The organism is Ruegeria sp. YTSA144 (assembly GCF_059610125.1).
Genome location: NZ_JBXWNA010000006.1, coordinates 150893 through 172545, shown reverse-complemented (window position 1 = coordinate 172545; position 21653 = coordinate 150893). Strand labels below are relative to the sequence as shown.

Here is a 21653-nt window from a genome sequence, read left to right as displayed (position 1 = left end):
TCACTCGGGGGGGCTTTCCTGCCTATGTCTGCACTGCCTGCGGGACAGGATTGAACAGATCAAAGCCAATGGCAGGGTCCGTCAGCGCTTTCCAAACCTGGTAATCCGTGAAGTAGCCGGTATGCCCTCCGGGATCGACCGGGATGTTCCGGTTCGCAAAAATCAGCCCCCCCTCGATTTCCGTTCCAACAAAATCGTCCTGCCGGAAGATGTTGAACCACGCGGCGTTCAGATGACTGGCCGCAAGTGTGAACATTTCGGGAAAATAGCGCTGATAGATATGCGTGACCGGGGAACCCATCGTAACGAGAGTCAGAGGTCGGTTGCCAATACGCTTTTGGACACGTGGGTCCGTAAGCATCTGTGTGGCAATCACGGTGCCCTGCGAATGGGATATCACCGTGATATGATCCGCTGGAAAGATATCGAGAACATAGTACAAGGTGCGATAGAAACGCTCGTCTATCGCCTTGCGATCCGGATAGTTGCGTTGCCGCGTTTCCAGGTCTTTTCCCAGATAGCACTTGTCGCGAATGGCGTAGGTGACGATATCCCGTGCCACGCCCAGCCCGGCGGAAACAAAATCAGAAAACCGGTACATCAATGCAGTTGCACCAAGAACGACCAGGCCGATTTCGCCCTGCGAACAGGCCAACCTGTCCAAAGCCCAAGAGATCAGGTTGGTTTCACCTATTCCCAAGTTGCATGCGGCCTCAAAATTCTGGTTGGCCGCGATCTCTCGGATCGTGACCAGAACCAGCACGATTGTACCAAACAGAAAGACCCACTGTGCCAGCCGGTTCACAATCGCCCGGCTGATCAGACCGCTGCGGGTGTGAAGGTTGGCCTTGTATGTCTTGCGGCCTGCAAAAAGCCCGACGCCAACAAACCCCAACAGAACGATGGCCACAAAGGCCACGCTGAGTGTTTCGATGGACTCGTTCAAATTGCTTTCAAAAAGACGTTGCAGTTGACCGCCGGACAGGCCCGTAACAGTTTCCAGCAATTGCTCTATGGTCAACCAGAGACCGGAAATGAAGAACATCCAGAAAACCAGCATGCCTGCGCATATGCTGGGGTACAGGCGCCTGTGCTCTGTTAGCGTATCATTGATCTGAAGTTTCGCCAGAGACAGCGCGTAAAGGATGATCGTCAGGAAGATGAGTACAGCCCAGAAGATGGACAGCAGAAAAACCTGAAAAGCCACGAATTGCTCCAGGGCCGGTGGGCAGCTTTCCGTGTCGGAAGGGACGCAGGCCCACAATTTCAGGCCCAGCGGTCCAATGACCAGGCACAGGGTCAGTGCTGTTCCTATTCCGAGCATTCCGCGCCAGAAAACCCGCCTGAGATAGGTCGGCGCGGATCGGCCTTGCCCCAGCCCGACGATGGCCCCGCCGGCGTACAGCCCGAACAGCAGCCAGAACAACAGGGTAGGGTTCTGGAAAACCGAGACAGGTATCCGGTCGGTCATGACCGCTGCGGCACCGATCAGCAAAAAGACGTTCAGCGTCGCAACCGCACCGAAGAAGATCCATGTGAAAAGATGTACCAACTGTGCCGCCAGTGTATTCCTGCCATTTGGTTGGTCCGAGGCAACGCCCCTGCGGCTGTGGGTTTGCTCGACATTGTCCATCGCCAGATATCCCAACGCCAGAACGACCCAGATCAGATCCAGCACGGTTTTGATCGCTCCTTTCGGGGCCGGAGAGCGATCAGCCCAATAAACTTCGGCAAACAGGGCCTTGTCCTGAGGAACGGCTGGGTCGGTCACCGTGCGCAGATTGACTTCGAACAGCTCTGCATTTCTTGGATTTCCGTCGAAGGTGGATTCGGCCAGTTCGATCATGCCGCGTTCGACTTCGATCGGTGGTCTGGGGTTTCCATCCAGCCAAGTTGTGGCCGCGCCGACCACCTGGTCGACGGTTTCGCCGGGTTTTTGTTCACCGATTCCATGTACCGTGAGGATCAAATGCCGACCCATTGCGTTCTCCAAAATCTCTTTAAGTAACGACAGAAGCATATCATGAATGGCACCAATGACCAAAAATGACGTTTTGCGTAGCCTTGCACGCTCCCGCGCTTGCGCTGGGCGCTTTGATCTGAAACCGTCGGTCCATGGCGATGATTTCCGTTGAAACCCGGTTCGGGCGACTTGGTGTTGAAGAAACAGACGGGGCCCTTACGCGGCTTGTCTCGAACGGCAGGGACGAAGGAGAGCCGACCGCGCTGCTGCGCGAAGCCGCCGCCCAGTTGACGGCCTATGATGAAGGGCGGCTTGACCGTTTCGATCTGCCGTATCGCATTGACGGATCAGAGTTTCAAAAGCAGGTCTGTGACCTGATGTATGCCATCCCTCTAGGAGAAACGCGCACCTATGGCGATATCGCCAAAGAACTGGGGCGGCCCGCCCAGCCGGTTGGCCAGGCCTGCGGCGCAAACCCCATTCCCGTGATCATTCCCTGCCACCGGGTTCTGGCCGCAAATGGCCTGGGTGGTTTCTCGGGCGACGGTGGTGTTGAGACGAAAGTTGCCCTGTTGCGGCATGAGCGGGCGGCAGGTCTTTTGATCTGAGCGTCGAAATTCGGTTGCAATCCGCTTTTTGCAGACACAACTTGTAACCGTTGCTGAATTTGAAGGACCGCATTGCATGACCACTGAACAAGACCGTGCAGCCCGCAAGAAGGCCATTATCGACCGGTTGATGTCGCTTGAAGCGCAAGAGCTTGCAACAGCGCAGGCGCATTACGACGCGTTTTTGAAAGATGCTCAATTGGACGACCGGGAAGGTCACGACAAGGATGACATTGCCGCATCGCGTGAGAACGCCGATCTGGCGGCTGCCTTTGACGCCCCGGTCCATGCGCATCATGCCAAGATTGACGTCATCGAAAATACCGATTTCAGTCTGACCGACACGGTCAATCCGGGTGCCGTGATCAAGTTCAACAACCGCAGATTTGTCGTGTGTGTCTCGACGACGCGGTTCGAGGTGGACGGCAAGACCTATATGGGCATTTCAACCCAAAGCCCGATTTATCTGGCGATGGCAGGTCTGCAAAAGGGCGACGTCTTTACCCATAACGGCACCGAATTCGAGGTGCAGGACGTTCTGTAAAACGGGACGGGCAGCGCTGCGTCAGGCGTGGCGCTGCGGAACAACCTGTTGGGCGATGCCTGCGAAGGTCAGGTACAGGCTGGTGATGACCAGCCCCCAATGGGCCCAGCTTTCGGGGTGAAAATCGACCCAGGCGGCCCAACCCGCGAAGAACGTCCATGCCAGCGCCATCGGCAAGGTCAGGCTGCGCCAGCGCTCGGTGCGGACGGGATGAACGAATTTCAGTGGCAGAAACATGGCCAGCGACAGCAGCGTGACCAGCAGCAGGATGATCCAGAAATTCGGCTCCAGCGCGAAGATCACGATGACGAACATGTTCCAGCACCCGGGAAAGCCGGAAAAGGAATTGTCCTTGGTCTTCATGCGTGTATCCGCGAAATACATCGCACTGGCAAAGATGATGACGATGATCGCGAACCATCCGGTCCAGCCGTCCATCAGCCCCGACTTGAACAGGGCAAAGGCCGGGATGAACACATAGGTCAGGTAATCGATGATCAGATCCAGCAGAACGCCGTCGAACTCGGGCGCGTTGTGCTTGACGTGATAATGTCGCGCCAGCGGGCCATCGATACCGTCCACGATGAAAGACACGACCAGCCAAAGATACATAAGGCTCCATTTCTCTTCGACGGCAGCCAGCATGGCCAGCATGGCAAAAACAGCGCCTGTTGCAGTGAAGAGATGAACGGAAAGAGCTTTAAATCTGAGTGTCATGCAAGCGTCATGACCGATGCGCGTCCGAGATGCAAACCAAAAGCCCGGGTTTTCGAATGATGGGTAAGTCAGGCTTTGGGATGCGCGCGGTTGTAGACCTCCATCAACCGCGCTGTGTCCACTGCCGTATAGGTCTGCGTCGTCGACAAGGAGGCGTGACCCAGAAGTTCCTGAATGGCACGCAGGTCGCCTCCGGCTGTAAGCAGGTGGGTGGCAAAGCTGTGCCGCATGGCGTGGGGCGTTGCAGTAGAGGGCAGGCCCAATTGCATACGTGCCTTGGCCATGACCCCTTGGATCGCGCGCGGGTTCAGTGCCCCTCCTCGGACGCCGCGAAACAGGGCTTTGTCCTGTGCTTGTGGATGGGGACATAGCTTCAGGTATCTGTCGACCGCTTCCCGAGCCGCGGGAAGAACCGGTACGACCCGCTCTTTGTCGCCTTTGCCGACGATGCGCAGCGTGGCGGGCAAAGGTGCGTCCGAACCGGTCAGGGACAGTGCCTCGGATATGCGCAGTCCGCATCCATAAAGCAGCGTGACAACCGCGACGTCGCGGGCTGCGACCCAGTCCGACGTGGATTGCAGTTCCACTGTATCGATCATGGCGCGGGCTGCGTCTTCGGCCAGTGGACGGGGCAGTTTCTTGGTGAATTTTGGCGCGCGGGTGGACAGAACGGCGGTGGGCTCGAACCCCTCACGCTCTGCCAGCCAACGGTAGAAGCTTTTGACCGCCGACAGTTTGCGCGCCAAAGACCGCGCGCTGACATCTGCGCCGCGCTGATCCGCCATCCAGGCGCGCATATCCGACACCGTGATCCGTTCCAGCGCTTTCAGGCCATGCCGTTCGGCGTGATGCAGGGTCATGAACGACAGAAACTCGACGACATCGCCTCGATAGGCGTTTCGCGTGTTCTCGGATCGTCCGGCCAGTGCGCCGAGGCTGTCCAGCCAATGCTGAAGCGCGTCGCGGCAGGCGGGTGAGATCAGGCTCACGACAGCCAGTGGCGCATCGAGCGTTCGAATACGCCGGCAAAAAAGGCCAGAAGATCGGTGCCCAGCTGCGGAGTGAAATGCCGCGGGTCGCGGGCTGCCATGACGATCATGCCCGGAAGACGACCGGCCCCGAGGTCAAGCTTCAGGCAGGCCTCGGAACGAAGCTGATCGGCCTGTGACCCGAAAATGCGGCGGCTTGGCTGATGGATTTCCCGCAAGATCACGTCCCGTGCGGGGCCACCGCGATCAATGGTCAGATACCGGTCGATGAAGCCGGGTTCCGCGATCGTCAGGACACCACCCAGCGTGTCAATCGCAGGATCGTTCTGAACCACGGTGGTTTCCAGAACCAGCGTAACGCTGTCGACGCGCAGGATGTCCGCCACATCGGCGCCCAGCGTGCGCAGGAAATCTTCGAACTCGACAGGTTCCAGCAATCGCAGAATGGCGCGGTGGACCTGATTGGTGCCCGCAAGGTTTTCATAGGCCGCGGCGATGACGGAACGGTGGGTGTCTTCCAGACGATCCAGCCGGGCCTCGAGCCGTTGCATCGCAATGCCGCGCAGGTCAATCACGTTGTCGCCGCGTGCTTGCTCGTTGGCTGCGACAAGCGCCTGCATCAGGTCTTTGTCGTCCAGCACGACATCCGGCTCGGCCAGAATTGCCGCGCGGAGGTTGTCCTCGAGTTTGGGATTGCTGCTCATGTTCCGTCCGGTCTTTTTTGTTGTCGCGGCTTATAACATGCCGGTCCGGATTTGCCTTGGAAAAAATGCATGCAAGGGTGGGATTCCTTGCATGCTGTGGCGCAGGGGCTCCCGCCCGCCATGCCTGATCACAGATCAGGCATTTGGCCGTTGGGCCGGGCGCGGCGCCTTTCGGCACCGCGCGGTCGGGTCTGGGATCAGAGGATCTTCTGGCCGGTTTTGGCCCAGTCCGCGAGGAAGGTTTCCAGACCTTTGTCCGTCAACGGATGGTCGGCCAGTTTCTTGATGACGGCAGGCGGCGCGGTGATCACGTCGGCCCCGATGCGGGCGCTGTCGGTCACATGGTTGACGGTACGGATCGATGCGGCAAGAATTTCGGTCTCGAACCCGTAGTTGTCATAGACCTGACGGATGTCTGCGATCAGGTCCATGCCGTCGAGGTTGATATCGTCAAGCCGTCCGATGAATGGCGAGATGAATGTCGCGCCCGCCTTTGCAGCCAGAATCGCCTGATTGGTCGAGAAACAGAGGGTCACGTTGACCATCTGGCCTTCGTCGCTGAGCGTTTTGCAGGTTTTCAGGCCCGCCCATGTCAGCGGAACCTTCACGGCGATATTCGGCGCGATCTTGGCCAGCTTGCGGCCTTCGGCGATCATGTCGTCAGCTTCGGTAGCGACAACCTCTGCCGATACCGGGCCGTCGACCAGCTCACAAATTTCTTTGGTTACTTCCAGAATGTCGCGACCCGATTTCAGGATCAGCGAAGGGTTGGTGGTTACGCCGTCCACCATGCCCAGATCGTTCAGTTCGGCGATGGCGTCGATTTCGGCTGTGTCTACGAAGAATTTCATGAGGGCAGTCCTTTGATGGGTTGGCCTTGGTCGCGGATGGCTTTACCTCAAAGAGACCCCTGCTGGAACCCCCTGCGAAGGACATGCCGTGAGCGCTAACGGATTTTTCGACCAAGGAGAGCTGGTTGCGGTGCTGACAACGCAGCCGCTTGACCGGACGCTGGATTACAAAGCGCCCGAAGGCGGGTGCGTTCTGGGAGCGTTTGTCGAGGTTCCTTTGGGCCCGCGCAAGGTGCTGGGGGTGGTCTGGGGGCCGGGGCAGGGTGGTTTTGATCTGAGCAAGGCGCGGTCGGTGATCCGGGTTCTCGAAGTTGCTCCGATGCGCGAAGAGATGCGGGTGTTTCTGGAGAAGGTTGCCGATTACACTCTGACGCCAATGCCTGCGATGCTGCGTCTGGCGACGCGGGCACCGGGCCTGGGTGATCCGCCGTCTATGCGCAAGGTCTACCGGCTGGGTGATACTGAACCTGACCGAATGACCGATGCCCGGACCCGGGTTCTGGAGGTATTGCGGGATTATGGCGGGCTGGCCTTTACCTTGAAGGAACTCGCCGAACAGGCAGGTGTAACGTCATCTGTTGTCAAGGGGTTGGTCAAACAAGGCGCCGTGCGCGAAGAGGACAGCCCGCGCGACCTGCCTTATCCGCATCTTGATCCGGACCTGCCCGGGAAAAACCTGACCGCGGATCAGGCAGCGGCGGTCAAACGGCTTCAGGCCGGGCAGCGGACCGGCGATTACGGCACCACGCTGCTGAAAGGCGTTACCGGTTCCGGCAAGACCGAGGTCTATTTGGAGGCCGTGGCCGAGGCGTTGCGCATGGGGCGGCAGGCCTTGGTTCTGCTTCCCGAGATTGCCCTGACCGCAGAATTTCTGACCCGGGTCGAGGCGCGGTTCGGTGCGCGCCCGGCGGAATGGCATTCCGGCGCGACGATGACGGAACGGCGCCGGGTCTGGCGGATGGTCGGACAGGGGAATGCGCAACTGGTCGTGGGCGCCCGGTCGGCGCTGTTTCTGCCATTCCGCGATCTGGGGCTGGTGGTCGTCGACGAAGAACACGACACGTCCTACAAACAGGAAGACGGCGTGCATTACAGCGCCCGTGACATGGCAGTTCTGCGCTCGGCGATCTGTGGCGCCCGGGTGATTCTGGCCAGCGCGACGCCTTCGCTGGAAAGCTGGGCCAATGCCGAGGCCGGCAAATATGAACGGCTCGACCTGACCTCGCGCTTCGGAGCGGCGGTATTGCCCGAGATGAAGCCCATCGACATGCGGGCCGAACAGATGACGCCCGGAACGTGGGTTTCTCCGTCTTTGCGGCAAGCGGTGCAGCAGCGGATTGAAAAAGGCGAACAATCGCTATTGTTCATCAACCGCCGTGGCTATGCGCCGGTCACGTTGTGCCGGGCCTGCGGTGAGCAGATCGCCTGTGATCAGTGCGACGCACGCATGGTCGAGCATCGGTTTCTCAAGCGGCTGATGTGCCACCAATGCGGTGAAACCAAGCCGATGCCCGAAGCCTGCCCCTCTTGCGGCGTGGAAGGCAAGCTGGCCCCGGTCGGGCCGGGGATCGAACGGCTGGCGGAAGAAGCCGAGGCGACCTTCCCAGAGGCAAACATCGCGATGCTGAGCTCTGATCTGTTCGGTTCGGCGCGGGCCTTGAAGGCCAAGATTGAAGAGATCGCCGCCGGGGATGCCGATATTATCATCGGTACGCAGCTGGTGGCCAAGGGCCACAACTTTCCCAAACTCACATTGGTCGGTGTGATCGACGCTGACCTTTCCCTGCATGGCGCGGACCTGCGCGCGGCTGAGCGTACGTTTCAATTGATGCGGCAAGTGGCCGGGCGCGCGGGACGGGCGGACAAGCCGGGGCAGGCGTTGTTGCAGACATTTCAACCGGAACACCCGGTGATCCGGGCCATCCTCTCGGGTGACGAGGAAGGGTTCTGGAAAGCCGAGGCAGCGGGTCGGCAGGCGGCAGGCGTGCCGCCCTATGGTCGCATGGCCGGGATCGTGTTGTCGGGCCCCGAGGTCGGGCCGGTTTTCGATATCGGCAATGCAATGGCACGCAATGATGCGCCCCTGCGCGCCATCGGCGCTCAGGTCTTTGGCCCGGCGCCGGCACCCATTGCACGTATACGTGGCCGCCACAGAGTACGCTTGTTGGTGAAAGCCCCTAAAGGGGCGTCGATTCAGGATGCTATTGCCCGCTGGATCGCCCCATTGCGTCTGAAGGGTGATATCCGTCTGACCGTCGATATTGACCCACAGAATTTTTATTGACCTCTGCATCTGTGCAGGGTGATTGTGCGCAGACCGCTTCCCTCTCGCCAAAGCGGTGAAATGGGCGTAGAGGGGGCTCATGCTGAAACCCATGCCCCTTGCCGAGGCTAAGAGCCTGCCGTTCTGGCGCCGCCCCATCACGCTGTTGTTCATGATGGCGCTGACCATGCCCATTGCGTTCAACGCATGGAGCGCGCTGCTGAACAACTTCGTTATTGAGGTGGCGAATTTTGATGGCGCGGATATCGGTCTGCTGCATACGGTGCGCGAGATTCCGGGGTTTCTGGCGGTTGGCGTGATTGCCGTCATCATTTTCATTCGCGAGCAGGTGCTGGCGATGATCTCTCTGATGATGCTTGGTGTCGCAACGGCGGTGACCGCGTGGTTCCCCAGCCTGGGCGGGTTGCTTTTCGTGACCTTGTTCAGCTCGATCGGGTTCCATTACTACGAGACCGTGAACCAGTCGCTTCAATTGCAGTGGCTGCCCAAGGATCGTGCTCCGCAGGTGCTGGGATGGCTGGTTGCGATGGGATCGGCGGCGACCATGGTGGTGTATGGGCTGATCGTACTGACCTGGGATCGCTTTGATCTGTCCTACAACTTTGTATTCATGGCGTCGGGTGGTGTTACGGCTGCGCTGGCCCTGTTCTGTCTGTTCGCCTATCCGCAATTCGATGCGCCCACGCCGCAGACCAAGAAGCTGATCCTGCGCCGCCGGTATTGGCTGTATTATGCATTGCAGTTCATGGCAGGCGCGCGGCGGCAGATATTTGTCGTCTTTGCCGGGTTCATGATGGTCGAGAAATTCGGCTTTGAAGTGCATGAGCTCACCAGCCTTTACCTGATCAACCTGATGATCAACATGATGGCCGCCCCATTGCTGGGAAAGGCGGTTGCAAAGTTCGGTGAGCGGCGCACGCTGATATTCGAATACACCGGTCTGGCCATCGTGTTCGCAGCCTATGGCGGCATCTATTGGTTCGGCTGGGGTGTTCTGCTTGCGGCGACCCTTTATGTGATCGACCACGTGCTGTTTGCGCTGGCTTTGGCGTTGAAAACCTATTTCCAGAAAATCGCCGACCCTGCTGATATCGCGCCGACCGCTGCGGTGGCCTTCACGATCAATCATATTGCGGCGGTGTTTTTGCCCGCTTTGCTTGGCCTGCTTTGGGTCGTGTCGCCGGGCGCCGTGTTTGGCCTGGCCACGGCGATGGCGATCGTTTCGCTGCTGCTGTCGCTGTTGATCCCGCGTCATCCCGAGCCCGGCAACGAGACCATCCTGACCAAATACGCTCCGGCCCCTGCTGAATAGGCCTCGGCGCTTGACCTTGACGGCGCGGCGTCCTAGGCGCGGTGTCAATCGAGACAGGAGGCCCCAATGCCCACATTCACCGCACTGACGACGCTGACAGGTAAGAAGGCCGCCGAAGGTCTGGGCGAGGCGATGGAACGTCTGGAGCCGGAACCAACCGGCGTTGGTGTGTTCGAGGTCGAAGACGGATCCGGCCTGTGGGAGGTCGGCGGATATTTCACCGAAGCCCCGGACGAAACCGCACTGGCGGTTCTGGCCGCCGCGTTCGACGCCAAACCGTTTGTTGTTTCAGAGCTGCCGGAAACCGACTGGGTTGCGCATGTGCGACGCGAGCTTGCGCCCGTCGAGGCGGGGCGTTTCTTTGTCTATGGAAGCCATGATGCCGACAAGCTGCCCGAAGGTCGCATTCCATTGCTGATCGAGGCCGCAATGGCCTTTGGCACCGGCCACCATGGTACGACGTTGGGTTGCCTCAAGGCCTTTGACAGATTGCTGGACGAAGGCTTCACCGCGACGAAAGTGGCGGATATCGGCTGCGGCACCGCCGTTCTGGCCATGGCCGCAGCCCGGGTCTGGGACGGCGACATCATTGCCAGCGATATTGATGAAGTGGCCGTTGACGTGGCCGAAGCCAACCTCAAGGCGAACGGGATGTCCGGTGCCGTGCGGTGCGTGGAAGCCGCGGGTTTCGACCACCCCGATCTCAGGGCGCACGCGCCCTATGACCTGATCTTTGCCAATATTCTCAAAGGTCCTCTGGTCGCCCTCTCGCCGGAAATCGCGGCGAATCTGCGTCCCGGAGGGTATGCAATCCTGTCGGGGATCCTCAACGAACAGGCCGATGATGTGGTGTCCGTTTATTCTCAAAACGAATTCAATCTTGCTCATAGGGGTGAGATTGGTGAATGGACGACCCTAATCTTAATGAAACAGGGCGCAAACTAGGCCATTTGCAGGAGTTTTGTGGAATTTTGCCACGTTTTTGTCGTAATCTCTTTTTACCGTTTTCTGACTGAAGTCGAGGGGGGCGGTTTTTGGAGGCTGCCATGACGGGTAAACAACTGGAGTTCACTCAGCGCGTTAATCGCCTGAACAAAAAACATCAAAAGATGAGCCGTGGCTATCGCGCGACGATGCGCAGGGATGGTCTGGTCGTCATGAAACCGCAGCGGGTAAGCTCGGCAGTGCCGGCCAGGGTGCTGTTGCTTACGCTGTTGGGTGTCATAGCGTTCAAAGCGTTTCTTTTGTCCAGCCTTGGCCCGACCGGATACCAATACCGGATCGACAGTTTGAACGAAGGCACATCGGTCGAAAAAGCAGGTGCCTGGGTGATGCAGATCGACCCGGTGTCACAGGCGATTGCCGCCCAACTCAACAAGATTATGTACTGAATCTCGGTTTTCGGAAAAAAACACCGCGTGCCTGGGGCGCGCGGTGTTTCTGTTTGCCCCTTAAGGGAGGAAGTAGGGGCGAATGCGAGTGGTGGTCGGTATTACCGGCGACCTTGAGCGATGGCGTCGATGTCGCCACGGCACAGGCCGATATCTTCCAGTTCACGATCGCTCAGACCGGTCAGCGCGTTGCGGGTAACGCGGGCGTCATTCCATTCGACGGCGGCGTTCACGGCCGATACAAAAAATGCGCCGATACGGCCAACGAGGCCGAACGAGCCAGTGGAGGCGAAGCGGGTGGTGTCCAGTGCAGCCATATCCTGTTTCCTTCTGGTTGGTGTTCACTTTGCAGTCTTGCGATCTGCCCGGCATCTAGTGCCGCCAAATCACCTGCACAAGTTCAGTTTTTGCATGTGTCCTATGCGTTTCCTGCAATGCTCGAAAAGGCTGAAATCCCCTTAAAAAATTGGTGAAAACGCGTTCACAAAAGTGTCGAATTCAGACTTTTTGAAGTCGCAAATGGCGCGTTGAGTCGCCCATGGGACAGGTGTGTCGTTTTCAGGCCTTGGGTCAATTCGCTTGGAAAATGTTCACGCTTCGTGCTAGGCGTTGGAAAAAGATCACAGAACCCGAGCAGGCCGAGGCAAAACATGCGAATTCTGGGCATTGATCCGGGGCTTAGGACCCTGGGGTGGGGCGTCATCGAATCAAATGGCAGCCGCCTGAGCCATGTGGCCAACGGTTTGTGCAAGTCGGATGGGGATGATCTGGGTGAGCGGCTGCTGTCTCTTCACAACCAGATTGTCGAAGTCATCGCCGATCACCGACCGGACCAGGCGGCCATCGAACAGACCTTTGTGAACAAGGATGGCGCCGGTACGCTCAAACTGGGCCAGGCGCGGGGTGTTGCGCTGCTGACGCTGGCACAGGCCGGATTGCCGGTGGGGGAATACGCACCCAACCGCGTCAAAAAGACCGTGGTTGGTGTGGGTCATGCCGAGAAAGAGCAGGTGCTGCACATGGTCAAACTGCAATTGCCCGGATGTCAGCCCAAAGGGCCGGATGCGGCAGATGCTCTGGCGATTGCGATCTGCCATGCCTATTACGGCAAGACGCAACAGGTGCGTGTGAAAGAGGTGCGGGCATGATTGGCAAACTGACAGGTCGCTTGGACTACCGCGCGGCGGATCACGTGCTGATCGATGTGCGTGGCGTTGGCTACATCGTCTATTGCTCTGATCGGACCATGGCCGCACTGCCGGGTGTGGGCGAGGCGGTTTCGATCTATACGGATATGGTCGTGCGCGAGGACCTGATGCAGCTTTATGGCTTTCTCTCGCTAGTCGAGAAGGAATGGCACCGCCTTTTGTGCTCGGTTCAGGGGGTCGGAGCGAAAGTCTCTCTGGCGATCCTCAGCGCGCTGGGGCCGGACGGTGTCAGCCGCGCAATCGCACTGGGAGATTGGGCGGCGGTCAAGGCGGCGAAAGGCGTGGGGCCGAAAACGGCGCAGCGGATCGTTCTGGATCTCAAGGACAAGGCGCCGGGCGTAATGGCCATGGGTGGCACGGTGACCGATGCGATGGATGGCCCTTCGATCGAAGTTGTCGAGCCTGTCGAGGCAGCGCCTGTTGCGAAGCGAACGCCAAAACCGGCCTCCGGGGCCGCTGCGGCATCAGCGGGTGCGCTGTCAGCCTTGTCCAATCTGGGTTATGGGCCGTCGGATGCAGCAGCCGCGGTTGCCGAGGCGGCCGCCAACAACCCGGATGCAGACGAAGCGGGTTTGATCCGTGCTGCCCTGCAATTGCTGGCTCCGAAAGGCTGAATGAATGGTAGACGCTGATCCCACTGTGCGCCCGGACCCATTGCCCGAGGACAATGACCGCGCATTGCGCCCGCAGGGCTTGGATGAGTTCATCGGTCAGGCCGAGGCACGCGCCAATCTGCGCATCTTCATCCAATCTGCCCGCCAACGGGGCGAGGCGATGGATCACACGTTGTTCCATGGCCCTCCGGGATTGGGCAAGACGACGCTGGCGCAGATCATGGCGCGTGAACTGGGGGTGAATTTTCGCATGACGTCCGGGCCGGTTCTGGCGAAAGCGGGTGATCTGGCTGCGATCCTGACCAATCTCGAAGCACGTGATGTCCTGTTCATCGACGAAATCCACCGCCTGAACCCGGCGGTGGAAGAGGTGCTTTACCCCGCGATGGAAGATTTCGAGCTTGATCTGGTGATCGGCGAGGGGCCCGCTGCGCGAACCGTACGGATCGAGTTGCAACCCTTCACGCTTGTCGGGGCCACGACGCGCATGGGTTTGCTGACCACACCTTTGCGCGACCGGTTTGGTATTCCAACCCGGTTGCAGTTCTACACCGTGGACGAGCTGCATGAGATCGTAACCCGAAACGCGCGGAAACTCGGCGCTCCGGCGGATGATGAGGGCGCACGCGAGATTGCGCGCAGGTCGCGCGGGACACCGCGCATCGCCGGACGTCTGCTGCGCCGGGTGGTGGACTTCGCCATTGTCGAAGGGGATGGGCGGATCACGCGCGGTCTTGCGGATGGCGCACTGACGCGCCTGGGTGTAGACAAACTGGGGCTGGATGGCGCCGACCGGCGTTATCTGAAACTGATCGCCGAAAACTATGCCGGCGGGCCGGTTGGGATTGAGACCTTGTCGGCGGCGCTATCGGAAAGCCGGGATTCGCTGGAAGAAGTGATCGAGCCCTATCTGTTGCAACAGGGGTTGATCCAGCGAACACCGCGTGGGCGGATGTTGGCGCAGAAGGCCTGGACGCATTTGGGAATGGCTGCGCCCAAGCGGCAGAGCGATCTGTTTGGTTGAAGCTTGCGCTTGGAAAATTTATGCCTTCGGCGAGAGTATTTTCGAAAAGATGAAGGGCGGGGCGTGACACCGGAAGAGATTGAGGCGCTGTTCACGCGCGAAAGCGGTGAGTTTCTGTTTGCGCGTTGGGGGCGGCCGATCGTGCCGATTGTGTTTGGTGTTGAAGATGAAACGCTGTCCACTGTGAAGGGTGCCTTCGAGGCGGTTGTCACCTTGGCCGGTCACAAAATGGCCGAAACCGACCCCGAGCTTGGTGCCAACTGCATGATCTTCTTCTTTCGGGATTGGCAAGAGCTGCTGGACGTGCCGGATCTTGATCGTCTGATTCCCGAACTGGCACCGTTGGTCGGGCGCTTGGTTGAAGCGGATGCAAACCAGTACCGCATTTTCCGGTTCGAAGAGGATGGCGCGATCCGAGCGGCTTTTGTTTTTCTGCGCATGGACACGCAGTTGTCCAAGATACCGGCGGAAACGCTGGCGCTGAGCCAGGTGGTGCAGACCATCCTGCTTTGGTCCGATGCTGCGTTTCGGACGCAATCTCCGCTGGCTGTGGCAGGTGAAACGACGATCCTGCGCCCCGATATTGCTGCGTTGATTCGGGCAGCCTATGATCCGGTTTTGCCGGGTTCTGCGCAGGATGCGTCTCATGCGCTCAGGTTGTTTGCCCGGCTGGAGCCACTGCAATGAAACATACCTATCCGGTTCGCGTATATTATGAAGACACCGACATGGGTGGCGTCGTCTATCACGCGAACTATCTGCGGTATATCGAACGTGCGCGTTCGGATTGGGTACGCAATCTGGGCAATGACCAGAACGCGATGCGGGAAGAGGGCATTGTGTGGGTCGTGCGGCGGGTCGAGGCCGATTACCTTGCGCCCGCCAGGTTCGATGACGAGTTGATCGTTGAAACCGAAGTCACGGAAATCTCGGGCGTGCGGCTGACCATGGCGCAGCTGGTCCGGCGTGGCGAGACCGAGATTTTTCGCGCCTCGGTCACTGCCGTTTGCATCAACAAGGACGGCAGGCCGATCCGGCTTCCGGCAGAGATTCGCGCATTGATGTAACAATTTGCGTCTCAGGGGTGGTTATGTTGGCATTTCAGCCCCAACTGCGTTAGCGTTTGGCAAAACAAGGCCAAACAAACGGCCGTCAGGCAAAACAAAGAGCAGGTTCATGGAAGCTGAAACGCTGGCGCTGGCGCAGGAGATCGATTTCTCCATGTGGGGGCTGTATGCCCGCGCGACCTTTATCGTCAAATTGGTGATGTTGATGCTGATCGGCGCATCCATCTGGTCTTGGGGGATCATCATCCAGAAGCTGATCAATTACCGCGCGGCCCGCCGCGAGGCGCAGGCATTTGACGAGAGCTTTTGGTCCGGCAACCCTTTGGACGAGTTGTTCGAGCAGATCGGAACCCAGCCGGATGGCAGTTCCGAAAAGATTTTTGCTGCCGGAATGATCGAATGGCGAAGGTCGCACCGAAATGACGGGGGATTGATTGCCGGAGCGACCGCGCGGATAGACCGGTCCATGGATGTGGCCATTGCGAAAGAGGCAGAGACTTTGCAGAAAGGTCTGCCCATTCTGGCCACGGTTGGATCGACTGCGCCGTTCATCGGCCTGTTTGGTACCGTCTGGGGCATCATGAATGCCTTTATCGAAATCGCAGAGCAGCAGAATACCAACCTGGCGGTCGTGGCCCCAGGTATTGCCGAGGCCCTCATGGCGACGGGGCTGGGCCTTCTGGCGGCGATCCCGGCAGTAATTTTTTACAACAAGCTCAGTGCAGACTGTGACCGCATCGTGGGCGGGTACGAAGCCTTTGCCGATGAATTCGCCACCATCCTGTCGCGCCAGTTGGACAGCTGACAATGGGCGCGGCGGTTCAGCAATCCTCGGGTGAAAACGGGCGCAGACGCGGTCGACGTCGCGGTCGCGCGCAGCCCATGGCCGAGATCAACGTGACCCCGTTTGTGGATGTCATGCTGGTTTTGCTGATTATCTTCATGGTGGCCGCGCCATTGCTGACCGTCGGTGTTCCGGTGGATCTGCCCAAGACCGCTGCCAGTGCTTTGCCCGGTGACAATGAAGAACCGTTGACCGTGACCCTGACGGCAGATGGACGGGTGCAAATTCAAACAACTGACGTGTTGCGCGAAGAGCTGATCGGCAAACTGCGGGCCATCGCCGCAGAGCGGAGCAGTGACCGGGTTTTCCTGCGCGCCGATGGCGCAATTCCTTACGCCCAGGTCATGCAGGTCATGGGTGCGCTGAACGCAGGCGGGTTTTCCAACGTTGGGCTTGTTACCGATACGGGCGGGCCGACGCTGGATGAAGGTGGAGAGTGAGGCCGCACGGTGGATACCGGCACCAAGATTTCGGCGATTGCGCATGTCAGCCTGATCGGAGCGGCGCTGTTCGGCGGCACCTTCCGGTCCGAGCCGTTGCCGATGGCCGTACAGGATGTGACCGTGATCACCGCTGAACAATTCGCGGCCATGACGGCGCAGCGGGATGCGCCTGAGATCCCGGAGGTGCCGACGGCATTGCAACAGCCGCCCGAACCACAGGCTGAGACCAAGCCGCCGGAACCTGTGGTCGAGGAACAGCCGCGCCCTGAACCTGTTGCGCCCGCCGAACCCGAACCTGAGCCCGCTCCTGTTATCGTCGAAGCGCCGCCGGAACCGGACGTGCCGGATGAGCCGCCGGTACTGACAGAGCCCGAGGTCGAACCTGTTGCACAGCCTGTGCCACCAGGGCCCGAGGCGCAGCCGCGCCCGTCGGATCGTGTCGCCCCCGAGGCCATAGCACCACCACCGCCCGAGGCAAAACCGGATGATTTCGAAACGCCGCCGGTGTCTCTGGACGAAGGCGCCGAGGTTCAGCAGGAACAACAGGATCAGACTGCGCCGGAAGAAGCGGCCCCCGAAATCGTGACCGAGGCAGAGGAAACCAAAGAGCAGTCTCCGCTTACGTCACCGCGACCGCGGGTGCGTCCGAACCGCCCAAGCCCACCGCCCGAACCTGTTGTGGCGCAGACGCCCGAGGCGGCACCTGAACCTGACGCGCAAGCCGACGAGGCCGCGATCAATGACGCTCTGGCCGAAGCTTTGGGCGGCGGAACCGAGCCTTCCGGCCCACCGCTGACCAGCGGCGAGAAGGACGCGATGCGATTGGCCGTGTCCAAATGCTGGAACGTGGGCTCTTTGTCTACGGATGCGCTGAGCACCGTGGTCGTTGTAGCTTTTTCGCTGAACCGTGATGGTACGGTTGTGGATGGCAGCATTCGGATGCTGGACAGTTCTGGTGGGTCTGCTGGCGCGGCCAATCAGGCCTATCAGGCCGCCCGGCGCGCGATTTTGCGCTGCGGGGCCAGAGGATATGACTTGCCTGCTGACAAATACGCTCATTGGCAGGATGTTGAGATTACATTCAATCCCGAGAGGATGCGGATCAAATGATGAAACTTCTGACCAGCCTCTTTGTCGGCCTGACGCTGATGTCTGCGCCGGTTCTTGCACAGAACGGTCCCCTGCGACTGGAGTTGGACCAGGGCATTATCGAACCCTTGCCCTTTGCGGTACCGAACTTTGTCCCCGATGGCCCGTCAGCGTCGCAATATGCACAGGACATCTCGCGCGTGGTGGCGGCTGATCTGACGGGAACGGGGTTGTTCCGCGAGATCTCTTCGGATGCCTTCATCAGTCGGGTCAGCAGTTTCGAAGCTCCGGTTCAGTTTGCCGATTGGAAAGCGATCAATGCGGATGCGCTGATCACGGGGGCGGTCAATGTTTCGGGCAAGAACCTTACGGTTCGGTTCCGGGTCTGGGATGTGTTTTCGGGTCAGGAACTGGGCAATGGGTTGCAACTGGCGGGTACCACCGAAGGTTGGCGGCGTATGGCGCATAAGGTGGCGGACCAAGTTTATAGCCGGATCACAGGTGAGGGCGGGTATTTCGACAGCCGTGTGGCCTTCGTTTCGGAAAGCGGGCCGAAAAACCAGCGCCTGAAGAGACTGGCGATCATGGATTATGACGGGGCGAATGTGCAGTACATGACTGACAGTGCCGCAATCGTTCTGGCGCCGCGTTTTTCGCCTACCGGCGATCGTTTGCTTTACACCAGCTATGAAAGCGGCAGCCCGCGCATCTATGTTCTGGACGTGGGCCGCGTAAAACGGCAGGAGCTGAAGACGCAGGACGGAACCATGAGTTTTTCGCCCCGCTTTTCGCCAGATGGCCGGTCGATCGTGTATTCTCTGATTCAAGGCGGAAACACGGATCTGTGGAAAATGGATCTGGCCTCGGGGAAAAGCACCCGTCTGACCAACACTCCGGCGATTGAAACCGCACCCAGCTATTCGCCGGATGGCAGCCGGATCGTGTTTGAAAGCGACCGTTCTGGTACGCCGCAGCTTTACGTTATGCCCGCGAATGGCGGCGAGGCAACGCGGATCAGCTTTGGCGCAGGTCGTTACGGCACGCCGGTATGGTCGCCGCGCGGCGATCTGATTGCCTTTACCAAGCAAAATCAGGGCCGCTTCCACATTGGGGTGATGCGCACGGACGGATCAGAGGAACGCTTGTTGACCGCCTCGTTTCTGGATGAAGGCCCAACCTGGTCGCCCAATGGCCGCGTCATCATGTTCACCCGTGAAACGCAGGGTGCCAGTGGCCGGGCCTCGCTGTATTCGGTGGACATCTCGGGTCGCAACCTGCGCCCTGTGCGTACCCCGGATGGCGGCAGTGATCCGTCATGGGGCCCACTACAGAATTGATCGCAGCAAAGTTCACAACGAATCGTCGCTGTGATAGACAGGCGGCAATAATCAAAACACGAGGCACTTGAAATGAATGTATTGAGCAAAGTCCTGGCGTTGGGCGCGCTGAGTGTGATCGCCGCCTGTACGAACAATGACCCATCCGCATTGGGCGGTGCCGGTGGCACAGGCGCGATCGTACCGGGCTCGCCCAGTGACCCGCGTTCGCCTGCGTATTTCCAGCAGACCGTCGGGGATCGTGTTCTGTTCGCAGTGGACCAGTCGACCCTGACACCACAGGCGCAGACCGTGTTGCAAGGGCAAGCGGACTGGCTTCTGGCCAATCCGGATTTCGTTGCCACGATCGAAGGTCACGCGGACGAGCAGGGCACCCGCGAATACAACCTTGCGCTGGGTGCGCGTCGCGCAAATGCCGCTCGGGAGTATCTGATTTCGCGCGGTGTTGCAGGCAACCGTCTCAAAACCGTCAGCTACGGCAAGGAGCGCCCGATTGAGATTTGCAGCACCGAGGAGTGCTATTCCAAAAACCGCCGCGCAGTGACGGTGCTGACCGGATCAACGCTGGGGTAAGACGATGCGTATGGCAGGATGGGTATTGGCGGCAGTCATGGCGACGGCCGGTGTTGCACAGGCACAGGATCAACAGACCCTGGCCGACATACGTCAGGAGCTGACGGTGCTGCATGTGGAAATTCAGCGTCTGAAGCGCGAGTTTTCCACCACAGGATCGCCCGCGCCAAACCTGTCCGGCAGTTCGATTCTCGAACGGGTTGACGCCATTGAAGCGGAACTGCAACGCCTGACCCGTCAGACCGAGCAGCTGAACCAGCGTGTGCAGAACATTGTCTCGGACGGGACCAATCGCATCGGAGATCTGGAGTTCCGCCTGTGCGAGCTGGAGGCAAATTGCGAGATTTCAGGCGAACCGACCAGCACACTGGGCGGAGAGGACGCAGATGTAGGTACGGCCGTCATCACGCCTGCCACACCATCCCAAACCGATCAGGGTGAACTGGCCGTGGGCGAGCGGGCGGATTTCGACGCGGCATCGCAAGCACTGGCCGATGGCGATTACCAGACTGCGGCTGATTTGTTTGCGCAGTTTGACGCGAACTATCCCGGCAGCCCTCTGGCGCCCGAAGCGAATCTGAAACGGGGTCATGCGCTTGAAGGTCTTGGCGACACCCGCGAAGCGGCACGGGCATTCTTGGCAAGCTTTACCGGAGATTCCGAAGGAGCATTTGCCCCCGAGGCCCTGTTCGAGTTGGGCGCGGCGCTGGGGCGTCTGGGGCAGACCGATCAGGCCTGCATCACGCTCAATGAAGTTGGCGTGCGCTTTCCATCCGCACCGGCGTTTGCGGCTGCGACGCAAGAGATGTCTGCGCTGGGGTGTTCTTGAAACGACACGGCGAAAACCTGCTTGCAGAACTTCGCGCCCGGCTTCCCGAAAGGCTTCCGCGTAAACTGGGCGTGGCGGTCTCGGGCGGTGGGGATTCCGTTGCGTTGATGCATCTCTTGCATCAAGTCGCCCAAAACGAAGAGATCACCCTTTTTGTGGCCACGGTCGATCACGGCTTGCGCCCCGGCGCAGCGCAGGAGGCCGTGACAGTGTCCCGCCAGGCCGCTGCATTGGGGTTGCCGCATGACATTTTGCATTGGGCGGGTTGGGACGGAGCCGGCAATGTTCAGGATGAGGCCCGCAAGGCGCGTTACAGCCTGCTTGCCGGTTGGGCACAACAGCGCGGAATCGAGGCCATCGCGTTGGGGCATACAGCGGATGATCAGGCGGAAACGTTGTTGATGCGACTGGGTCGTTCATCAGGTGTCACGGGACTGTCCGGTATGTCGGCAAGTCGGCAACGGGAAGGTGTGACATTGCTGCGACCTATGCTGGGGATCACCCGAAAGGACCTGCGAACCTACCTGACCGGTATCGGCGCAACATGGGTCGAAGATCCGTCGAATCAGGACCCTCGTTTCGACCGGATCAAGGCACGAGAGGCCGTGTCCGGCCTCAAACCTCTGGGAATTGACGCGCTTTCACTGTCGCGAGTGGCCGACAATCTGGCGCAGGCCCATGCAGCCCTGGGTGTTTTTGCGCAGGAATCCGCAGGGAAGGTCGCCCAGGTCGAACAAGGCGACGTGAAGGTGGACAGGGCCGGTTTTACCGCATTACCCAAGGAAATCCGGCGCCGCGTATTGGTAGGATGCATTGCCTGGATCGCAGGGCAGGGATATCCCCCGCGTCAGGCGGCGGTCGAGCAGGCCATGAAGGCCATAACCGACGGGCGGGCGGGTTCGCTCAGCGGCTGCCTGTTGGTGCCAGAAGGGATGAGTGTTTGGATTTGCAGGGAATTCAAGGCCGTGGAGGCTCGGGTTTCGGCACCTGACGAAGCTTGGGATGGCAAATGGGTCTTGGCCGGGCCCGAGATTTCCGGTGCCAAGATCCGCGCTTTGGGTGAAGAGGGGCTGCGACAGGTGCCCGAATGGCGCGAAACAGGCCGCCCCAGGCTGGCCTTGAGCGCGACGCCCGCGGTCTGGAAGGGGGGCGCGGTGCTGGCCGCTCCGCTTGCGGGATTCGCGAACGGATGGCGCGCGGACATGACGCCGGAATGGCCCGAGTTCCACGCATCTTTTTTATCGCATTGAACATACCACAAT

At 59.7% G+C, this 21653-nt stretch carries 24 protein-coding genes; 18 read left to right on the top strand and 6 right to left on the bottom strand.

The genetic code is table 11. From position 1 onward, the window contains the following. Window positions 1-22 precede the first annotated feature (22 nt). The gene (locus AC2FF8_RS14270; protein ID WP_170344956.1) at window positions 23-1981 is read right to left on the bottom strand and encodes a lipase family protein; all 1959 of its coding nucleotides are present in this window, start codon (window positions 1979-1981) and stop codon (window positions 23-25) included. 134 nt (window positions 1982-2115) lie between these two features. Between AC2FF8_RS14270 and AC2FF8_RS14265 the strand changes: the two genes are divergently transcribed. Together AC2FF8_RS14265 and AC2FF8_RS14260 are read left to right on the top strand one after the other, a co-directional pair. After that, window positions 2116-2571, top strand: coding sequence for a methylated-DNA--[protein]-cysteine S-methyltransferase (locus tag AC2FF8_RS14265; RefSeq protein ID WP_496879989.1), 456 nt, complete (start codon window positions 2116-2118; stop codon window positions 2569-2571). Between the two features lie 76 nt (window positions 2572-2647). Continuing rightward, window positions 2648-3115 carry a hypothetical protein gene (locus tag AC2FF8_RS14260; RefSeq protein ID WP_496879988.1) on the top strand — a complete coding sequence of 156 codons (468 nt, stop codon included), beginning with the start codon at window positions 2648-2650 and terminating at the stop codon, window positions 3113-3115. A gap of 21 nt (window positions 3116-3136) precedes the next feature. Here AC2FF8_RS14260 and AC2FF8_RS14255 read toward each other — a convergent pair whose 3' ends face one another. The 4 genes from AC2FF8_RS14255 to fsa all read right to left on the bottom strand — a co-directional run bounded on the left by AC2FF8_RS14255 (window position 3137) and on the right by fsa (window position 6376). Beyond that, window positions 3137-3832 carry a CDP-alcohol phosphatidyltransferase family protein gene (locus tag AC2FF8_RS14255; RefSeq protein ID WP_496879987.1) on the bottom strand — a complete coding sequence of 232 codons (696 nt, stop codon included), beginning with the start codon at window positions 3830-3832 and terminating at the stop codon, window positions 3137-3139. Window positions 3833-3900: 68 nt separating this feature from the next. Next, window positions 3901-4821: a tyrosine recombinase XerC gene (locus AC2FF8_RS14250; RefSeq protein WP_496879986.1), complete on the bottom strand. Its 921-nt coding sequence runs from the start codon at window positions 4819-4821 to the stop codon at window positions 3901-3903. Next, entirely contained in the window at window positions 4818-5525 is a 708-nt protein-coding gene (locus AC2FF8_RS14245; RefSeq protein ID WP_170344961.1) for a DUF484 family protein, read from the bottom strand. Before AC2FF8_RS14245 ends, AC2FF8_RS14250 begins: the two co-directional genes overlap by 4 nt. A gap of 197 nt (window positions 5526-5722) precedes the next feature. Next, complete coding sequence (gene fsa, locus AC2FF8_RS14240) at window positions 5723-6376, bottom strand: fructose-6-phosphate aldolase (RefSeq protein ID WP_117869747.1); 654 nt, start codon at window positions 6374-6376, stop codon at window positions 5723-5725. 88 nt (window positions 6377-6464) lie between these two features. Between fsa and AC2FF8_RS14235 the strand changes: the two genes are divergently transcribed. From AC2FF8_RS14235 to AC2FF8_RS14220, 4 genes are all read left to right on the top strand, one after another. Then, window positions 6465-8660 carry a primosomal protein N' gene (locus tag AC2FF8_RS14235; protein ID WP_496879985.1) on the top strand — a complete coding sequence of 732 codons (2196 nt, stop codon included), beginning with the start codon at window positions 6465-6467 and terminating at the stop codon, window positions 8658-8660. Between the two features lie 79 nt (window positions 8661-8739). Further along, on the top strand, window positions 8740-9972 hold the full coding sequence (locus tag AC2FF8_RS14230) for an MFS transporter (RefSeq protein WP_480685354.1): 1233 nt from the start codon (window positions 8740-8742) through the stop codon (window positions 9970-9972). Window positions 9973-10038: 66 nt separating this feature from the next. Continuing rightward, a complete protein-coding gene (locus tag AC2FF8_RS14225) occupies window positions 10039-10917 on the top strand; it encodes a 50S ribosomal protein L11 methyltransferase (protein ID WP_170344964.1) in 879 nt (292 codons plus the stop codon). A gap of 101 nt (window positions 10918-11018) precedes the next feature. Beyond that, window positions 11019-11363: a hypothetical protein gene (locus AC2FF8_RS14220; protein ID WP_257600209.1), complete on the top strand. Its 345-nt coding sequence runs from the start codon at window positions 11019-11021 to the stop codon at window positions 11361-11363. A gap of 101 nt (window positions 11364-11464) precedes the next feature. On the opposite strand, the gene AC2FF8_RS14215 is transcribed toward AC2FF8_RS14220, so the two are convergent. Beyond that, window positions 11465-11680: a DUF1127 domain-containing protein gene (locus AC2FF8_RS14215; protein WP_170344966.1), complete on the bottom strand. Its 216-nt coding sequence runs from the start codon at window positions 11678-11680 to the stop codon at window positions 11465-11467. Between the two features lie 333 nt (window positions 11681-12013). On the opposite strand from AC2FF8_RS14215, the gene ruvC reads away from it, so the two are divergent. The 12 genes from ruvC (at window position 12014) to tilS (ending at window position 21641) form a co-directional block, all read left to right on the top strand. Beyond that, entirely contained in the window at window positions 12014-12511 is a 498-nt protein-coding gene (gene ruvC, locus AC2FF8_RS14210) for a crossover junction endodeoxyribonuclease RuvC (RefSeq protein WP_170344967.1), read from the top strand. Continuing rightward, a complete protein-coding gene (ruvA, locus tag AC2FF8_RS14205) occupies window positions 12508-13185 on the top strand; it encodes a Holliday junction branch migration protein RuvA (protein ID WP_170344968.1) in 678 nt (225 codons plus the stop codon). Before ruvC ends, ruvA begins: the two co-directional genes overlap by 4 nt. A 4-nt stretch (window positions 13186-13189) precedes the next feature. Continuing rightward, a complete protein-coding gene (gene ruvB / locus AC2FF8_RS14200) occupies window positions 13190-14209 on the top strand; it encodes a Holliday junction branch migration DNA helicase RuvB (protein ID WP_171117487.1) in 1020 nt (339 codons plus the stop codon). Window positions 14210-14272: 63 nt separating this feature from the next. Next, window positions 14273-14896 carry a hypothetical protein gene (locus tag AC2FF8_RS14195; protein ID WP_496879984.1) on the top strand — a complete coding sequence of 208 codons (624 nt, stop codon included), beginning with the start codon at window positions 14273-14275 and terminating at the stop codon, window positions 14894-14896. Then, window positions 14893-15276, top strand: a complete 384-nt coding sequence (gene ybgC, locus AC2FF8_RS14190; protein ID WP_170344971.1) for a tol-pal system-associated acyl-CoA thioesterase — start codon at window positions 14893-14895, stop codon at window positions 15274-15276. The genes AC2FF8_RS14195 and ybgC overlap by 4 nt, the downstream gene beginning before the upstream one ends. Before the next feature lie 109 nt (window positions 15277-15385). Further along, window positions 15386-16081 (top strand): protein TolQ, encoded by a 696-nt coding sequence (gene tolQ / locus AC2FF8_RS14185; protein ID WP_170344972.1) that lies wholly within the window; start codon window positions 15386-15388, stop codon window positions 16079-16081. Window positions 16082-16083: 2 nt separating this feature from the next. After that, a complete protein-coding gene (tolR, locus tag AC2FF8_RS14180; RefSeq protein WP_496879983.1) occupies window positions 16084-16560 on the top strand; it encodes a protein TolR in 477 nt (158 codons plus the stop codon). A 9-nt stretch (window positions 16561-16569) separates the two neighbouring features. Beyond that, a complete protein-coding gene (gene tolA, locus AC2FF8_RS14175) occupies window positions 16570-17673 on the top strand; it encodes a cell envelope integrity protein TolA (RefSeq protein WP_496879982.1) in 1104 nt (367 codons plus the stop codon). After that, window positions 17670-18989: a Tol-Pal system beta propeller repeat protein TolB gene (gene tolB / locus AC2FF8_RS14170; RefSeq protein WP_170344974.1), complete on the top strand. Its 1320-nt coding sequence runs from the start codon at window positions 17670-17672 to the stop codon at window positions 18987-18989. Before tolA ends, tolB begins: the two co-directional genes overlap by 4 nt. 72 nt (window positions 18990-19061) lie before the next feature. Next, window positions 19062-19562 (top strand): peptidoglycan-associated lipoprotein Pal, encoded by a 501-nt coding sequence (pal, locus tag AC2FF8_RS14165; protein WP_170344975.1) that lies wholly within the window; start codon window positions 19062-19064, stop codon window positions 19560-19562. A gap of 4 nt (window positions 19563-19566) precedes the next feature. Next, a complete protein-coding gene (gene ybgF / locus AC2FF8_RS14160; RefSeq protein ID WP_170344976.1) occupies window positions 19567-20391 on the top strand; it encodes a tol-pal system protein YbgF in 825 nt (274 codons plus the stop codon). Beyond that, window positions 20382-21641 (top strand): tRNA lysidine(34) synthetase TilS, encoded by a 1260-nt coding sequence (tilS, locus tag AC2FF8_RS14155; protein ID WP_496879981.1) that lies wholly within the window; start codon window positions 20382-20384, stop codon window positions 21639-21641. The genes ybgF and tilS overlap by 10 nt, the downstream gene beginning before the upstream one ends. The last annotated feature ends 12 nt before the right edge of the window (window positions 21642-21653 follow it).

Excerpts from the sequence above, each read along its gene's own strand:
- AC2FF8_RS14245 (WP_170344961.1), bottom strand. The coding sequence starts at position 5,525 with ATGAGCAGCAATCCCAAACTCGAGGACAACCTCCGCGCGGCAATTCTG.
- AC2FF8_RS14220 (WP_257600209.1), top strand. The coding sequence starts at position 11,019 with ATGACGGGTAAACAACTGGAGTTCACTCAGCGCGTTAATCGCCTGAAC.
- tolB (WP_170344974.1), top strand. The coding sequence starts at position 17,670 with ATGATGAAACTTCTGACCAGCCTCTTTGTCGGCCTGACGCTGATGTCT.
- AC2FF8_RS14270 (WP_170344956.1), bottom strand. The coding sequence starts at position 1,981 with ATGGGTCGGCATTTGATCCTCACGGTACATGGAATCGGTGAACAAAAA.
- ybgF (WP_170344976.1), top strand. The coding sequence starts at position 19,567 with ATGCGTATGGCAGGATGGGTATTGGCGGCAGTCATGGCGACGGCCGGT.
- ruvB (WP_171117487.1), top strand. The coding sequence starts at position 13,190 with ATGGTAGACGCTGATCCCACTGTGCGCCCGGACCCATTGCCCGAGGAC.
- ruvC (WP_170344967.1), top strand. The coding sequence starts at position 12,014 with ATGCGAATTCTGGGCATTGATCCGGGGCTTAGGACCCTGGGGTGGGGC.
- tolQ (WP_170344972.1), top strand. The coding sequence starts at position 15,386 with ATGGAAGCTGAAACGCTGGCGCTGGCGCAGGAGATCGATTTCTCCATG.
- AC2FF8_RS14215 (WP_170344966.1), bottom strand. The coding sequence starts at position 11,680 with ATGGCTGCACTGGACACCACCCGCTTCGCCTCCACTGGCTCGTTCGGC.
- pal (WP_170344975.1), top strand. The coding sequence starts at position 19,062 with ATGAATGTATTGAGCAAAGTCCTGGCGTTGGGCGCGCTGAGTGTGATC.
- AC2FF8_RS14260 (WP_496879988.1), top strand. The coding sequence starts at position 2,648 with ATGACCACTGAACAAGACCGTGCAGCCCGCAAGAAGGCCATTATCGAC.
- AC2FF8_RS14230 (WP_480685354.1), top strand. The coding sequence starts at position 8,740 with ATGCTGAAACCCATGCCCCTTGCCGAGGCTAAGAGCCTGCCGTTCTGG.
- ybgC (WP_170344971.1), top strand. The coding sequence starts at position 14,893 with ATGAAACATACCTATCCGGTTCGCGTATATTATGAAGACACCGACATG.
- AC2FF8_RS14265 (WP_496879989.1), top strand. The coding sequence starts at position 2,116 with ATGGCGATGATTTCCGTTGAAACCCGGTTCGGGCGACTTGGTGTTGAA.
- tolR (WP_496879983.1), top strand. The coding sequence starts at position 16,084 with ATGGGCGCGGCGGTTCAGCAATCCTCGGGTGAAAACGGGCGCAGACGC.
- fsa (WP_117869747.1), bottom strand. The coding sequence starts at position 6,376 with ATGAAATTCTTCGTAGACACAGCCGAAATCGACGCCATCGCCGAACTG.
- AC2FF8_RS14255 (WP_496879987.1), bottom strand. The coding sequence starts at position 3,832 with ATGACACTCAGATTTAAAGCTCTTTCCGTTCATCTCTTCACTGCAACA.
- ruvA (WP_170344968.1), top strand. The coding sequence starts at position 12,508 with ATGATTGGCAAACTGACAGGTCGCTTGGACTACCGCGCGGCGGATCAC.
- AC2FF8_RS14225 (WP_170344964.1), top strand. The coding sequence starts at position 10,039 with ATGCCCACATTCACCGCACTGACGACGCTGACAGGTAAGAAGGCCGCC.